This window comes from Nonomuraea sp. NPDC048881 (genome assembly GCF_040649795.1).
Classification (GTDB): Bacteria; Actinomycetota; Actinomycetes; order Streptosporangiales; family Streptosporangiaceae; genus Nonomuraea.
In genome coordinates, this window is the sequence record NZ_JBEZGC010000017.1 from 1 (window position 1) to 14,559 (window position 14,559).

At 73.2% G+C, this 14,559-nt stretch carries 11 protein-coding genes; 3 read left to right on the forward strand and 8 right to left on the reverse strand.

The features are described from left to right. The coding region (locus AB0C33_RS39860; protein WP_358297774.1) for an alpha/beta fold hydrolase at positions 1-1,380 on the forward strand (1,380 nt) is incomplete at its 5' end. Further along, positions 1,361-2,629: an MFS transporter gene (locus AB0C33_RS39865; RefSeq protein ID WP_358297777.1), complete on the forward strand. Its 1,269-nt coding sequence runs from the start codon at positions 1,361-1,363 to the stop codon at positions 2,627-2,629. The genes AB0C33_RS39860 and AB0C33_RS39865, both read left to right, overlap by 20 nt. Here the strand turns inward: AB0C33_RS39865 and AB0C33_RS39870 are convergent. The 8 genes from AB0C33_RS39870 to AB0C33_RS39905 form a co-directional block, all read right to left on the reverse strand. Next, a complete protein-coding gene (locus AB0C33_RS39870) occupies positions 2,598-3,617 on the reverse strand; it encodes an LLM class F420-dependent oxidoreductase (RefSeq protein WP_358297780.1) in 1,020 nt (339 codons plus the stop codon). The two genes, AB0C33_RS39865 and AB0C33_RS39870, sit on opposite strands and share 32 nt — an antisense overlap. Continuing rightward, positions 3,596-4,330 (reverse strand): alpha/beta fold hydrolase, encoded by a 735-nt coding sequence (locus tag AB0C33_RS39875; RefSeq protein WP_358297783.1) that lies wholly within the window; start codon positions 4,328-4,330, stop codon positions 3,596-3,598. The genes AB0C33_RS39870 and AB0C33_RS39875 overlap by 22 nt, the downstream gene beginning before the upstream one ends. After that, complete coding sequence (locus AB0C33_RS39880) at positions 4,327-8,286, reverse strand: amino acid adenylation domain-containing protein (protein WP_358297786.1); 3,960 nt, start codon at positions 8,284-8,286, stop codon at positions 4,327-4,329. Before AB0C33_RS39880 ends, AB0C33_RS39875 begins: the two co-directional genes overlap by 4 nt. Beyond that, on the reverse strand, positions 8,283-8,594 hold the full coding sequence (locus AB0C33_RS39885) for an acyl carrier protein (protein WP_358297791.1): 312 nt from the start codon (positions 8,592-8,594) through the stop codon (positions 8,283-8,285). Before AB0C33_RS39885 ends, AB0C33_RS39880 begins: the two co-directional genes overlap by 4 nt. Positions 8,595-8,820: 226 nt before the next feature. Beyond that, a complete protein-coding gene (locus AB0C33_RS39890) occupies positions 8,821-9,696 on the reverse strand; it encodes an AMP-binding protein (RefSeq protein ID WP_358297794.1) in 876 nt (291 codons plus the stop codon). 12 nt (positions 9,697-9,708) lie between these two features. Then, positions 9,709-10,938: a serine hydrolase domain-containing protein gene (locus AB0C33_RS39895; protein ID WP_358297797.1), complete on the reverse strand. Its 1,230-nt coding sequence runs from the start codon at positions 10,936-10,938 to the stop codon at positions 9,709-9,711. 195 nt (positions 10,939-11,133) lie between these two features. Further along, the gene (locus tag AB0C33_RS39900) at positions 11,134-12,393 is read right to left on the reverse strand and encodes a serine hydrolase domain-containing protein (protein ID WP_358297799.1); all 1,260 of its coding nucleotides are present in this window, start codon (positions 12,391-12,393) and stop codon (positions 11,134-11,136) included. Positions 12,394-12,501: 108 nt separating this feature from the next. Then, on the reverse strand, positions 12,502-13,665 hold the full coding sequence (locus tag AB0C33_RS39905) for a pyridoxal phosphate-dependent aminotransferase (RefSeq protein ID WP_358297801.1): 1,164 nt from the start codon (positions 13,663-13,665) through the stop codon (positions 12,502-12,504). A 108-nt stretch (positions 13,666-13,773) separates the two neighbouring features. Between AB0C33_RS39905 and AB0C33_RS39910 the strand changes: the two genes are divergently transcribed. Further along, positions 13,774-14,544, forward strand: a complete 771-nt coding sequence (locus AB0C33_RS39910) for a GntR family transcriptional regulator (RefSeq protein WP_358297803.1) — start codon at positions 13,774-13,776, stop codon at positions 14,542-14,544. The last annotated feature ends 15 nt before the right edge of the window (positions 14,545-14,559 follow it).

The window sequence follows — 14,559 nt, forward strand, 5'->3', positions numbered from 1 at the left end:
TACAAAACCGGCGACCTCGCCCGCTGGCTACCTTCGGGCGAACTCGAATACCTCGGCCGCACCGACCACCAAGTCAAGATCCGCGGCATGCGCGTCGAACCAGGCGAGATCGAGGCCGTCCTGCGCGCCCAGCCGGGGGTCCGCGACGCGGCCGTCACCGCGCACGGGCACAGCCTGGTCGGCTACGTGGTGGGCGACGTGCCCGACCTCCAGGACGTCCTGCCCGACCACCTGATCCCGCGCCGCTGGGTGAGCCTGGACGCCCTCCCCCTCACCCGCAGCGGCAAGCTCGACCGGGCCGCGCTGCCCGCGCCGGAGACGGCGGGCGGCCGGCCGTACGTGCCGCCTCGCGACGAGGTGGAGGCGCGCCTCGCCACGCTCTACGAAGAGGTGCTGCAGGTGCCCGCGGCCGGGATCCTGGACGACTTCTTCGAACTCGGCGGCCACTCGCTGAGCGCCCTGCGGCTGGCCGCCCGCATCCGCCAGGAGCTGGGCCGGAGCCTGCCCGTGGGCACCGTGCTGACCGCGCCGACGATCAGCAAGCTGGCCAGGGTGCTCCGCCAGCCCGAGGATCTGGCGCCGCCGAGCCACGTCGTGCCGCTCAACCCGGACGGCGACCGCACGCCGATCTTCTTCATCCACGCGCTCGGCGGCCAGGTCTTCCGCTACCACCCGCTGGCCCGCCGCCTCGGCCCCGACCAGCCGGTGTACGCCATCGCCGCGCGCGGGCTGGCGCCCGGCGAGGAGCCGCACGCCACGCTCGCCGAGATGGCCGACGCCTACGTGGCCGACCTGCTGGAGGTGCGGCCGGCGGGGCCGTACGTGCTGGGCGGGTTCTGCATCGGCGGGAACATCGCCCTGGAGGTGGCCAGGCGGCTGCGCGAGCGCGGCGAGCAGGTGCCGCTCGTCGTGCTCCTCTACGCCAACGCCGAGGAGCCCGTGGCCGAGGCGTCGCTGGAGGACGACACGGTCCTGCTGTTCCACGCGCTGGCCGGCGGCCCCGAGGAGACCCTCGGGCTGGACCCGGCCGAACTCGCCGCCCGGCCGCCGGAGGAGCAGCTCCTGACGGTCATGGGCGCCGCCTCCGCCGCCGACCGGCTGGCGCCGGACACCGCCGAGGTCGAGCAGGCGCGCCGCTACCTGGCCGTGTTCCGGGCCAACGCGCACGCGGTCGGCGGCTACCGGCACGAGCCCTACGACGGCGACGTCGCGCTCTTCGCGCCCAGGCGCGAGGACGGCAACTGGCCCTCCGTCGCCAAGGGGCGGCTCGCCCACGTCGCGATCCCCGAGGAACGCGTCCCCATCCTGTACGAACCCCTGGTCGCCGGAGCGGCCACCGAGATCAGAAGGTGGATGGATCATGGCATCCCCGACCAGTGAGCAGACGAGCCTCTGGAAGCACCCCGACTTCCTGCGGCTGTGGGCGGGCCAGAGCCTGTCGCAGTTCGGCTCGGCGATCAGTCTCTTCGCGTTCCCCGTCATCGCGGTCACCGTCCTGAACGCCTCCGAGGCGGAGATGGGCGTCGTCGGCTTCCTGCTGCGGCTGCCGATGGTGTTCTTCCTGCTGTTCGGCGTGCTGGCCGACCGGGTGCGCAAGCGGCCCATCCTGATCTGGACGGACGTGGCGCGTTTCGTGCTGCTGATGCTGATCCCGGTCGCGTGGTTCGCCGACCTGCTCACGCTGACCTGGCTCTACGGCGTCATCTTCGCGCTCGGCCTGCTCAGCACGCTCTTCCAGACGGCCTACCGGAGTTACTTCCCGTTCCTGGTGCCGCGGGAGAACTTCATGGAGGGCAACTCCAAGCTGCAGCTGACCGAGTCGGCCGCCCAGACGTTCGGGCCCGGCCTGGCCGCGGCGCTGCTGAAGGTGCTCGCCGCGCCCGCGCTGCTGATCATCGACGCGGTGTCGTACCTGGCCTCCGCGATCGCGGTGTCCCTGATCAAGCGGCCGGAGGCCCGTCCGGAGCCGGACGACACCACCCCCGCGCAGGTGCACAAGGCGATCTGGCAGGGCATGGGCTGGGTGATGCGGCACCGGCTGATCCGGCCGCTGGCCGTCTCCTCGGCCGTGTACTCGCTGTTCATCCTGGGCTCGATGAACTCGATCTACGCCCTGTACGTGATCCGCGACCTGGGCGTGCCCGCGGGCTGGTTCGGCAGCATCCTGGCCGGCGGCGGCGTGGGCGCGATCATCGGGGCGCTGGTCGCCGTCAAGGTGATGCGGCGCCACGCGATCGGCAAGGTGCTGGTGTGGTCGATGGTGTACGGCAACCTGGCGCTCTTCCTCATCCCGCTGGCCGTCGGGCCGGTCTGGGTCTCGGTGGCGATGCTCGTCGTCGCGCAGCTGGTCAGCGGCGTCAGCTCGCAGATCTTCTTCGTCACCAACACCAGCCTGGTGCAGACGGTCACCCCGCCGCACCTCCAGGGCCGGGTGGTGGCCTCGATCTACTCGCTGGGCCTGATCCCCGCCCCGCTGGGCGCGCTCGGCGCCGGCCTGCTGGCCGGCGCCGTGGGGACGCGTACGACGCTGTGGGTGGTCATCGCCGTCGGCGCTCTGGTGCCGATCGCGGCGATGGCCTGGTCGCCGCTGGCCAAGCTCATCGGGATGCCGGAGCCAGACTCGCAATGAGCCGCAGCTGACGGCTGCGCAGCCGCCGGGTGGGCGTGACCAGGCCGACGATCAGCGTGGTCGCGCCCGCCTCCTGGTAGGCCGCCATCCGCTCGCGCACCTTGCCCGCGGGGCCGCACATGGTCATCGCGTCCACGAGCGCGTCGGGCAGCATCGCCATGGCCTCGCCCTGACGCCCGTCCAGGAAGGCCTCCTGCATGCGGGCGGCCTCCTGCTCGAAGCCGAGCGTGGCGGCCAGGCGGTTGTAGAAGTTAGTCCGGCGCGAGCCCATGCCGCCGAGGTAGAGGGCGAGCATGGGCCGCATCATGTCGTAGGCCAGCTCCTGGTCCTCCTCGACGAGCGTGAGCACCATGGGCGCGACGTCCAGGTCGGCGCCGTTCAGGTGCTTGGCCATGCGGGCCAGGTGATCGGGCGGGAAGTGGATGGCCAGCCAGCCGTCGGCGAGCTCGCCGGCCAGCGCGACGGTCTTCGGGCCCATCGCGGCCAGGTAGACCGGCAGCCGCTCCTGCACCGGCGCGACGGCCAGCGTCAGCTCCTTGCCCTCGCTGCCGGGCAGGGGCAGCGTCATCGTGGGGCCCTCGTGCCGCACCGGCTCACCGTCCAGCGCCTTGCGCACCACCTGGAGGTAGTCGCGGGCGCGGGCCAGCGGCCGGTCGAAGCGCTCGCCGTGCCAGCCCTCGACCACCTGCGGGCCGGACGGTCCCACGCCCAGCCGGGCGCGGCCGCCGGAGACCTGGTCGAGGGTGGCCGCCGTCATCGCGGCGACCACGGGCTTGCGTCCCGACATCTGCAGCACGCCGGTGCCGAGCGCGATGCGCTCGGTCTGCCCGGCGATCCAGGCCAGCAGGGTCGCCGGGTCGGTCCCGTAGGTCTCGGCCGCCCACACGGACGAGTAGCCCAGGGCCTCCGCCTCGCGGACCAGCGCCAGGTGGTCGGCCGGGCCGAGGCCCGCGCCGCCCCAGTAGCTCATGCTGTAACCGAGGCGCATCCCATCTCCTCAACGATCGCGGCGGCCAGGGCGTCGGGGGTCTCCTCGGCCAGCCAGTGGGTGGAGTCGAGCTCCTTCAACGCGGGCCTGTGCACGCTCTGCCGCCGCCAGCCCAGGAGGCCGCCCCGGGTCAGCGAGGCGTCCCTGGCTCCGTACAGGACGGAGATCGGCACCGGCAGCGGCGGCCCCGGCCGGTGGTGGTAGCCGGCCAGCAGCCCGAAGTCGGCGCGCAGCGCCGGCTCCAGCACCGGCCAGAGCGCCTCCCGGTCGGCCAGCTCCGGCGGGACGCCGCCGAGCTCGATCAGCTGCTCCCAGAACAGCCACGACGGCAACGACGGCAGGCGGCGCAGCAGCAGGGTCACGTCCGGCGCGGCGAACGAGCCCACGACCAGCCGTTCCGGCCGCCCGCCCAGCTCGACCACGCGCCGGCAGACGAGAAAGGCCAGCAACGCCCCGCTGCAGTAGCCGAACAGCGTGTACGGCTCCCGCCACCCGGCCAGGTCGCGCGCCAGGTCGTCGACCAGCCCGTCGAGGTCGGTCCGCGGCTCTTCGGCGAGCCTGGCCTGGCGTCCCGGCAGGTTGACCGACCACAGGCCCACCTCGGGCGGGAAGTGCCCGGCGAGCTCGCCGAGCGAGGCCGGGCCGCCGCCCGCGTGCGGGAAGGCGACCAGCGCCCGCTCCCCCTCCTTGACCTGGACGTACCACGGCGTCATCGGGCTTCCCCCAGGTGCAGGGCCAGTTCGGCCGGCGTCGGATGGTCGAACACGGCCCGTACCGAGACGGCGCGGCCCGCCAGCTCCTCCAGCGGGCCGATCAGCCGGACGGCCAGCACGGAGTGGCCGCCGTTGAGGAAGAAGTTGTCGTGCGGCCCGAGCCCGGGCCGGTTCAGCGCCTCGCTCCACAACGCCACCACCTGCCGGACCAGCCCGTCGCCCGCCTCCCGGGCCGGGGCGCGGCCCTCGTCGGGCACCTTCAGGTCGCGGTAGGCGATCTTGCCGTTGGCCGTGGTGGGCAGCCTGCCGGTGACGATGTACCGGGTGGGGACGGCGTAGTCGGGCAGCCGCGTCCTGGCGAAGCGCCACAGCTCTTCCTCGGTGGTCTCGCCGGTGACCTCCAGGAAGGCGGCGAGCCGTCCGTCGGTCTGCGGGTCGCCGTCGAGGATCACCGCGGCCGTGCGCACCGCCGCGTGCTCGTGCAGCGCGGCCTCGACCTCGCCGAGCTCGATGCGGTGGCCGCGCAGCTTGATCTGCCGGTCGTCGCGGCCGAGCAGCTCCAGCCCGCCGTCGTGGCGGATGCGCGCCCGGTCGCCGGTCCGGTAGAACCGGCCGTACCGGTCGTGGTGGCCGAAGCGCTGCGCCGTCAGCTCCGGCCGGTCGAGGTAGCCCGCGCTCACCCCCGCGCCGGCGACGCACAGCTCGCCCGGCACGCCCGGCGGCAGCTCGCGGCCCGCCGCGTCGGTGACGAAGATCCGGGTGTTGGCCAGCGGCTCCCCGGCGGGGACCGGGTCGAGCGGCGGGTCGCGCAGCTCGGCGGCGGTGGACCAGATGGTCGTCTCGGTCGGCCCGTAGACGTTGAACACCCGGCAGCCCAGCTCCAGCAGGCCCCTGGCCAGGGCGGCGGGCATCGGCTCGCCGCCGCACAGCACCGTGCGCCCGGCCAGCTCGCGCCCGGCCTCCGGCGCGATCAGCCGCCACGCGGTGGGGGTGGCCTGCACGACCTGGACGTCGCTCGCGGCGATCAGCTCCAGGAACCTGCCCGGCTGCACCTGGTCCTCGTCGGAGGCCACGACCACGGTGCCGCCGGAGGCCAGCGGCAGCAGCAGCTCCAGCCAGGAGATGTCGAAGGAGGTGGTGGTGGACCACAGGACGCTGGTGGGCGCGCCCAGCCGGTCGGCGAAGTCGAGCACGAGGTTCGTCAGGTTCGCGTGGGTGACCTGCACGCCCTTGGGCTGCCCGGTGGAGCCGGAGGTGTAGATGACATAAGCGATGTTCCCGGCCCCGGCGGGTCCGGGCTCCCCCGGCGTGCCGGGCATCGGCACGACCGGCGTCCCGCCCGCCCAGTGCGGACCGCCCGCCGCGACGACCAGCCGCGCCCCCGAGTCGGCCACCTGGAAGGCCAGGCGCGACTCCGGTTGCCGCACGTCCAGCGGCAGGAACGCGGCTCCCGCCTGCCACACGCCGAGGACCGCCGCCACCAGGTCCGCCGAGCGTCCCAGGGCCAGGGCGACGACGTCGCCGTCGCCCACCCCTCGCTCGCGCAGCAGGTCGCGGACCGCGGCCGCGCGCCCCAGCAGCTCGTCGTAGGTGACCTCGTGCCCGCCCTCGCGCACCGCCACGGCCGGGCCCGGCACGATGCGCCCGGCCAGCGTGCCCGGCCAGGTACGGCCCGTGTCGTTGACCCGGTCGAGCAGCGCCCGGTCGGCCGGGGAGAACACGTCCGGCACGCCGCCGCGCGCCGCCTGCCGCACCACCGCGCACAGCCTGGCGGTGAACGCCGCGATCTCGTCCTCGTCGTGCACCTCGGTGCTGTGCACCATGCGGACGGTGAGCCGGTCCGGCTCCTGGATGACGTTGCACTGCAGGTCCAGGCGGCTGCGGTCGATCAGGTTGTCGACGTATCCGGGCACCTCGCCCTGGATGTGCACCTTCTCGTCGCTCCAGGGCCGGTAGTTGAACATGTGCCGGAACAGCGGCACCCGCCAGTCGTCCGTGCCGTGCCCGCGGCGGGTCAGCACCGCCTCCACCGAGGCCCCGGCGTGCTCGACGCCCTCCGCGAACGCCTCCTCCACGCGCCTGGCGACCTGCTCGAAGTCGTCGTCCAGCTCGACGTGGACGCGCAGCGGCAGGGTGCTCACGGCGTAGCCGACGCGCCGGTGCTGCTCGCCCGTCTTGGTGCTGACCGGCATGCCGATCACCAGGTCAGGCCCGGCGCCGTGCCCGCGCAGCGTCAGCAGGAAGGCGGTGGCCAGCACGATGTTGCCGGTGGTGCGCAGCCTGGCGCGCAGCTCGTCCAGGGCCGCCACCGTCTCGGCGTCCACCTGCCAGGAGCAGGTGTGCCCGGCGAACGTCGGACGGCCCGGCGAGTGCCGGCTGCCCGGCAGCACCATGGCGGCGGGGTCGACGCCGTCGAGCCGGTCCAGCCAGTAGCCGATCGACTCCTCCGACGGCTCCCCCGGCTCCAACATCGGCGCGGGCCCCGCCAGCTCCGGGGGCAGCGAGCCGTGCCCGGTCTGACTGTCGTAGAAGCGGCCCAGCTCCTCCACCAGGAGCTGCATGGAGGTGCCGTCGATGATGATGTGGTGGCCGGCCAGGCACACCACGGTTCCCGCGCCGTCGGGCAGGGTGAAGTGTCCCACCCTGATGAGCAGGTCGCGGCCCAGGTCGAAGGGCTCGTCCAGGAAGGCCCGCAGGTCCGCGACCAGCGTCTCCTCCGTCGTGGCCCGGGTCTCGACCTTCAGCTGGGCGTCCTGCGGGGCCACCAGGTGCCGGACGGGCCTCCCGTCCACCACGGGGAACCGCAGGCGCAGCGCCGGGTGCCGCTTGACCAGCCGGTTCACCGCGATCTGCAGCGGCAGCCGGCGCAGCGGCGTCTTGAACCTGAGGGCGACCGCCAGGTTCGACACGCCGCTGTCCGGCGCGAGCTGCTCCAGCACCCAGAACGAGTACGGCACCGCCGACAGCGGGCGCGGCTCCTCCACGGAGGCGGGCAGCTCCGGCTGCGGCCTCGGGATGGGGACGCGTTGCAGCGGATGATCGGGGTCGAGCGCGGCCCAGTCCACCCGGCCGCCGCCCGTCCAGAACCTGGCCACGGCGGCCAGCAGCCCGGCCCGGTCGGGACCCGCCTCGACCTCGGTCCCGGCGTTCGCCCGCGTGAGGGCGGCGAGCGTGTCGTGCGGCGAGGGGTCGTCCGCGAGGGCCACGGGGTCCGGGACGTCCGGCAGCACGCCCCAGGCGGCGAGGGTGGCCGCCAGCCCGTAGGCGGCGGTGAGGGCGGGTGACGCCTGGACGCCGCGGGCTTCGAGTACCTCTTCGCACACGTCCACGGCCTGGGTGAACACCGGCTCCGCGCCGTACAGGCCGGCCGCCTCGGCGGAGAGGGCCGGGCGGACCGGCTCCTGCTCGTAGGCGTGCTCCCGGCCCAGCGTGAGGGCGGCCTCCGCGGCGCTCCGGCAGACCACCGCGCCGCGCACGGAGTGGTGGACGCGTCCCTGCTGCAGGGTGCCCGCCACGTCGGCGTAGCGGTCCTCCGGCAGCCCGGCGAAGAAGCCGGCCAGGCCGCGCCGTACCGACTCGGCCTCCTCGCGGGTGCGGCCGGACCACACCACGACCCGCGGACGGCCGTCGCCCGGCGCGTGCACCGGCGGATAGCCCTCCTCGACCTCCAGGTCGTCGGGCCAGATCACCCGGTGCACCAGGTCGCCGTCGAGCAACGCCCGGTCGAGCAGCCGCAGGACCAGGGTGCCGCGCAGCGTTCCGGGCGGCAGCTCGCCGGCGTCGGTCACGGCGAGCTCGCACTCCCCGGCCAGCAGCGCCGCGCAGGCCTTGCCCACCCCGCCGTACAGCCCGACGACCTGCGCTCCTGGATCGTGCCCGGCCTCCTCGGCGGCCCCGGCCTCCAGCGGGAAGCGCCCCACCGCGATCACCGCGACGGGCTGTTCGTGCGAGGTCACCGACCTTCCTCGCGGATCCTGGCGCGCACGTCGCGGCGGCTGCCGCCCAGCGGACGGCGGCGGACGCCGTCCTGCCTGGCGGGGGCGGGCGCCTGGCCCTTCGCGATCAGCTGCGAGAGCGCGCGCAGGTTCGGGTGGGTGAACATCGCGGTGACCGGCAGCTTCAGGCCCAGCGCCTCGGTGATCTCCTCGTGCAGCTCGACCAGCGCGAGCGAGTCGAAACCGGCTTCGAAGAAGTTGAGGTCGGGATCGAGGGCGCGGCCTAACCTGCGCTCCACGAGTGATGCAACCGCGTCGGCCTGGGTCATCCGGCGTCCTTCGTCTCGCCTGCGATCGGACGGGATCACCGTCCACCTCCCAGCATCCTTCCCGAGCGCCGTAATCCACCACAAGCCCGTATTTATCGGGATTTCGGTCACGCAAAAAGTCCGCGGAGCCGCCGCGCCGGGCCTGACATGGCGCTACGCGACGGACGAGCACGCACCGAGCAGGGACGCTCGCCGACCGTACGCGCCGGAGCGGCGGCCGGCTTCGTCACCCCCCGGGGAGCTCGGCCTTGAGGCGGTCGGCGATGTCGGCCCTGAGGGCCTTCTTGTCGATCTTCCCGACCTTGGTCCAGGCGAGCTCCTCGACGACGACGAGCCGTTCGGGCAGCTTGAAGCGGGCGACCTCCGCGCTCTCCATCCGCGCCCGGATCTCCTCCAGCGTGACCGTCGCCCCGGCCCGGGGCACGACGTACACGCACACGCGCTCCCCGAGCACGGGGTCCGGCATGGCCACGGCGGCGACCTGGCTGACGGAGGGCAGCCGGTACACGAGGCTCGCGATCTCCTCGGCGGAGATCTTCTCCCCGCCCCGGTTGATCATGTCCTTGTCGCGGCCGGCCACCACGAGGTTGCCCTCGGGGGTGCGCAGGCAGACGTCACCCGTGCGGAACCAGCCGTCGCCGGTGAAGGAGCGGGCGTTGTGCTCCGCCGCCCGGTAGTACCCGCGAGGGGTGTACGGCCCACGGGTGAGCAGCAGCCCCTCCGCCATGCCGAACACCTGCTGCAACCTCGCCCCGAGCACCGGCTCGACCTGGCACACCAGCTCGTCCACGAGGCGGGCGCCGCCGACCTGGACGACCCGCAGGGTGGTGAGCTGCCCGGCGCTGTGCTGGGCGGCCCGCTCCAGCCAGCGGCCGGCGACCGCGGGCACCACCGCGGTGTGCGTGACGCCTTCCGCCTCGATCGTGGCGAAGGCCCGTACCGGCTCGGGCGAGGGCAGCATGACCACCCGGCCCCCGGCGGGCAGGCTGACCAGGTAGATCGAGTCCTTCGTGACCCCGGCGACCTCGGCGCTGGCCCGGGCGTTGTAGGCGTAGTCGTCGTGGGTGCGGGCGATGAGCTCGGGCAGGCCGGTCGTGCCCACCGCCGGTCGGTGTCAGTCGTCGAGGGCCTGGTAGAGGGTGGTCCAGAAGTCGTTCATCAGGTGGGCCGGGTTCGGGACGGAGTAGCCGAGCTGGCAGAGCAGGATGCCGGTGAGCCCGTTGACCGGGTCGGCGTAGGCCGAGGTGCCGCTGCCGCCGTCCCAGCCGAACTGGCCGACCGGGGCGTAGTCACCGCGGTAGGTGCGCACCGCCATGCCCATGCCCCATCCGCCCTGCTGTCCCTGGCCGAAGGAGATGTGCACGTTGTTCCTGGCCAGGGCGGTACGGGCGTCGTTCTGCTGCGAAGTGAGCCGGTTGGTGGTCATCAGCTCGACGGCGGGCCGGGACAGGACGCGGGTGCCCTGGTGGGTGCCGCCGTTGAGCAACATCCGGAAGTAGGCGTGGTAGTCGTCGGCCGTGGAGACCAGGCCGCCGCCGCCTCCCTGGAACGCCGGCGGCTTGCTCCACCGTCCGCCCTCGGGCTCGTCCCAGACGAGGAACTCGCCGGTGACCGGGTCGGGGGCGTACAGGGCGGGCAGCCGGTCGATCTGGTCGGCGGGCACGTGGAAGCCGGTGTCGGTCATGCCGAGCGGTTCGAAGACGCGCTCGCGCAGGAACTCCTCGAACGGCCGGCCGGTGACCCGGGAGACGAGCACGCCGACCAGGTCGCTGCTGATGTGGTACTGCCACTGCTCGCCCGGCTGGTACATCAGCGGCAGCTCGCCCAGGCGGCGCATCCACTCGTCCGGCTCGGGCATCTCGACCGGCAGGTTCGGGGTGAGGCCCCGCTCGAAGATCGCGTTCATGATCGGCTTGCCCAGCGCGGTGAAGTCCATGCCGAGCCCGAAGGTGGAGGTCAGCACGTCCCGCACGGTGATCGGCCGGTGGGCCGGGACGGTGTCGTCCAGCGGCGCGCCGGGGCTGGTGAGCACGCGCCGGTCGGCCAGCTCGGGCAGCCACGGGTCGACCACGTCGTCCAGCCGCAGCCGGCACTCGTCCACCAGCACCATGGCCGCCGCGATCGAGACGGGCTTGGACGTGGAGGCCATCCGGAAGACGGTGTCGCGGCGCATGGGTGCGCCGCCGTCGTGCCGCATAGTGCCGATCGCCTCGACGTGCGTCTCCTCGCCGCGGCTCACCAGGGCGACCAGGCCCGGGATCCGCCCCGAGTCGACGTGCCGGGCCAGCACCTCGCGCAGCCTGCGCAGCCCCTGCTCGGAGAAGCCGTTCCCGCCGATTGCCATGATCGTGTCTCCTTGTCGCGGTGGTCGATCCGCCGGATCCGTTCCGGTCCGGCGTCCATGGGTCAACCCTCGCGAAGAGCCCTGACACGGGGCCGTCACCGCACTGACGCCGCCGCTGACACGACCGTTGCCGGTATGCCGATGCCGCCGGGGTGAGCCGGCGGCATTGACGTAGCCCTGCTGAGCGGTGTGACGCTAGCGCTTGACGGAGATCAGCCGGTCCACGGCGAACGGGACGACCTGCGGCTGCGCCGCCGTCGTGCGCGCCGCGCTCTGACCGCAGAGCCCCAGCAGCAGGTAGTCGACGGTGGCGTAGTCGATCGGGCTGATCACGATGTTGCCGTTCTCGTCCAGGCTCTGGTACTTCGTGCGGTTGACGCCCATGGAGAGCTGGCGGGCGCCGTCCGGGCTGGTGTAGGAGTCGGTGGCCATGCCGAAGACGCCGCCGCTGTGCCCCCAGAACCGTCCGCACGGCAGGTCGGTGGCGTAGATGCCGAGGCCGTAGGCCCCCGACACGCCGGCCACGGGCACGGTCTTCTGCATCTCGGCCAGCTCGGCCGGGCCGATCAGCCCGCCGCGCAGCAGCACCCGGTAGAACTGGTTGAGGTCCTCCATCGTGGACACGACGGCGCCCGCCGTGGTGATCCACGACATGTTGTAGACGCTGTAGTCCTTGGGCGGGTCGATGAAGCCGAACATCGACTCGTACGCCTTGGAGTGCGGGCCGGGGATGACCGGCGTGCGCGGGAAGGACGTGTGCCGCAGGCCCGCCTCGCGGATGACGTTGCGGGTGATGTACTGCTCGGCGTTCTCGCCCGTCACCTTCTCCAGGAGCAGGCCGGCGATCAGGTAGTTGGTGTTGGAGTAGATCCCCGGCGTGGCGCCCGGCTCGCCGGTGGGCGTGGCGGCCAGGCCCAGCTCGACCAGCTCCCGGCGGGAGAAGGTGCGGAAACGGTTGTCGTCGAGGCTCTCGAACGTGCCCTCGAGCAGCGAGGGGAAGGCCGGGCCCACGTGGTCGGCGATGTGGCTCGTGTGGTTGAGCAACATCCGCACGGTGATCTTCTGGCCGCGCTCGCCCGGCACCACGTCGGGCAGGTAGCGGGCGATGGGGGCGTCCAGCTCGACGGCGCCGCGGGCCACCTGCTGGAGCAGGGCCACCGCGGTGAACGTCTTGGTGATGCTGCCGACCCGGTGCGCCATGCCGGGGCGCACGGGGCGCTTCGTGGCGACGTCGGCCACGCCGGAGGCGCCCCGCCAGCTGCGCTCGCCGTCGCGGACGGTCGAGTAGATGCCGTACATGCCGGCCTTGTGCACGGCGTCCAGCGACTGCCGCAGCGCCTGCCGGTCGAGCCCGGTCTCCCGCGCGGGGGCGGCCTGGGCGGGGCTGGCCGCCAGCACCATCCCCGCGGTCAGGGCGATGGCCGAGGCGTTCTTTCCAAGCGTCCGGATGTTCATGGCGTAAGCATGATCCAAACGCGGTTCCGCGGTCAGTCGCGGCTGTCATCGGCTGCGCATGACAGGAGTCATGAACCGTCCCGCCGCCCGTGCCGGCGGGCGGGCGCGTCAGGACGCTCGGCGGGCCTGTCCGAGGCCGCGGACCAGCTCGGCGAGTGTTTCCTCGTCGGAGCCGAACGTGATGCGGACATGCGTGTCGGGAGCGTGCATGTCGGCGCCGCGCACGGTCGCGATGCCGTTCCGCAGGAGTGCGCGGTCGATGGCGGCCGGGGTCTCACCGAGGCGTGAGCAGTCGGCGAGCAGGAAGGCGCCGCCGGTGGGCCGTACGGGCGGGGGGAAGCCGCTCGCGGCGAGGCCGTCGCAGATGAGGTCGCGCTTGGCCTGGTAGGTGGAGAGCGCCAGGTCGAGCCAGTCGCGTGGGCCGGTGAGTGCGGCGACCGCGGCCCGCTGCGGAACCACTCCGCAACACACCGCCTCCCACTCGAAGCGGCGGTTGAGCGCGTCGATGACGGGTGGCGGCGCCAGGACGTAGCCGAGCCGCCAGCTCGCCAGCGCGTAGTACTTGCTGAGGCTGGTGACGGTGACCAGGTGCGGCCAACGGTCGGCGAACGCCTCCACCGGATGGTAGCGGTGGCCGTCGTACGTGAAGTGCTGCCATGAGTCGTCGGAGATGACGAGGAGCCCGTGGCGGGCGGCGAGGTCGACCACGGCCGCGAGGGTCGCGGCGTCGGGGAGATAGCCCGTCGGATTGGTCGGATTGCACAGCAGCACGGCCCGGCTGCGGCTGGTGACGGCGGCCTCCAGGCCGGCCAGGTCGAGCGCCCAGCCGTCGCTCTCGCGGGACGGGACGCCGACGGGCGTGGCGCCGGCCTCGCGGATGGCGCCGTCGAAGAAGTAGGTGGGGGTCGGCACGATCACCTCGTCGCCCGGCGCGAGCACCGTGCGCAGCACGAGGGAGAGCCCCTGCATCGCTCCGTGGGTGATCAGCAGGCGGCGCTCGGGATCGACGCGCAGGCCGTGCTCGCGCTCCAGTTCGGCGGCGATCGCGGCGCGCAGTTCCGGCAGGCCGCGGGTGTCGCGCGGGTCGGGGAGGTCCATCGCGCCCGCCACCGCCCGCCGTACGTGCTCGGGCATGGGCAGGATCGGGGCGCCGACGAGCGGGAGCATCCGCACACCGTCGCGTGCGCCGCGCTCCGCGCGGGCGCGGGTGCTCATCGCCCCCAGCGCCGGGAAGTCGCTCGCGACGGGAAGGGACCAGGAGTTTCGCTGCATGGAACGAAGCATCGCACACTGAGATATCAACAACAAGAATAAATATCTCTACCCGATGTACGGCGGCCGAGCTGCTGTATCAACGCTGTGAATTGGTATTCTGGCGCGATGTCCGACATCCATGGCGTGGTCAGCGGAACGCCGCACATCCCCGCGCTGCTGCTGGTCGGCACCGACGAGACCGGCCTCGACCGCACGAGCCAGGCCTACCGGGCGATCAGGCGCCAGATCATCGATCTGACGCTGCCGCCCGGCAGCAGTTTCACCGAGACGTCGCTCGCCGAGCAATGGCGGATCAGCAAGACGCCGGTGCGCGAGGCGCTGGCCCGGTTGCGGCGCGACGGGCTCGTGACCGCGCTTCCGCGCGCGGGCTACGTCGTCAGCCCGATCACGCTGCAGGACACCGACGCCCTGTGCGCGCTGCGGACGCTGCTGTCCGGCGAGGCGGCCGCCGCCGCGGCGCGTCTCGGAGTCACGGCGCCGGCGCTCGAACGGCTCGAAGCGCTGTCCAAGGTGCCCATCGCGCTCGCGGCGGGCGAAGTGGAACAGGAGGAGTCGCTCCAGGCCGGCATCGAGTTCGAGGGCATCATCGCCAACTTCAGCGGCAACCCTCGCCTCGGCAAGGCCATCGTCGACGTGCTCGACGAGCTGGAACGGGTTCTGCGCATGGCCGCGTTGATCGATCCCGGCATCGCGAGCCCGCCCGGCGAGCTGGGGGCCGTCTACGAGGGGCTGCGCGCGCGTGACGCGGACGCCGCCCGGGACGCGATGCGCGCGCGGTGCGAGCGCGTGCGCCGCGACCTGCTGCAGGTGCTGGCGAAGAGCACGTCGGTGAGCCGGGCGCACATCGAGCTGCCCGGGTCGCGCCCGCGGGCGTAGCCCGCGCCGGGCGGG

Bases quoted from the DNA above. Each gene is read 5' to 3' on its own strand.
- AB0C33_RS39865 (WP_358297777.1), top strand. From the start codon at position 1,361: ATGGCATCCCCGACCAGTGAGCAGACGAGCCTCTGGAAGCACCCCGAC.
- AB0C33_RS39870 (WP_358297780.1), bottom strand. From the start codon at position 3,617: ATGCGCCTCGGTTACAGCATGAGCTACTGGGGCGGCGCGGGCCTCGGC.
- AB0C33_RS39875 (WP_358297783.1), bottom strand. From the start codon at position 4,330: ATGACGCCGTGGTACGTCCAGGTCAAGGAGGGGGAGCGGGCGCTGGTC.
- AB0C33_RS39885 (WP_358297791.1), bottom strand. From the start codon at position 8,594: ATGACCCAGGCCGACGCGGTTGCATCACTCGTGGAGCGCAGGTTAGGC.
- AB0C33_RS39895 (WP_358297797.1), bottom strand. From the start codon at position 10,938: ATGGCAATCGGCGGGAACGGCTTCTCCGAGCAGGGGCTGCGCAGGCTG.
- AB0C33_RS39900 (WP_358297799.1), bottom strand. From the start codon at position 12,393: ATGAACATCCGGACGCTTGGAAAGAACGCCTCGGCCATCGCCCTGACC.
- AB0C33_RS39905 (WP_358297801.1), bottom strand. From the start codon at position 13,665: ATGCAGCGAAACTCCTGGTCCCTTCCCGTCGCGAGCGACTTCCCGGCG.
- AB0C33_RS39910 (WP_358297803.1), top strand. From the start codon at position 13,774: ATGTCCGACATCCATGGCGTGGTCAGCGGAACGCCGCACATCCCCGCG.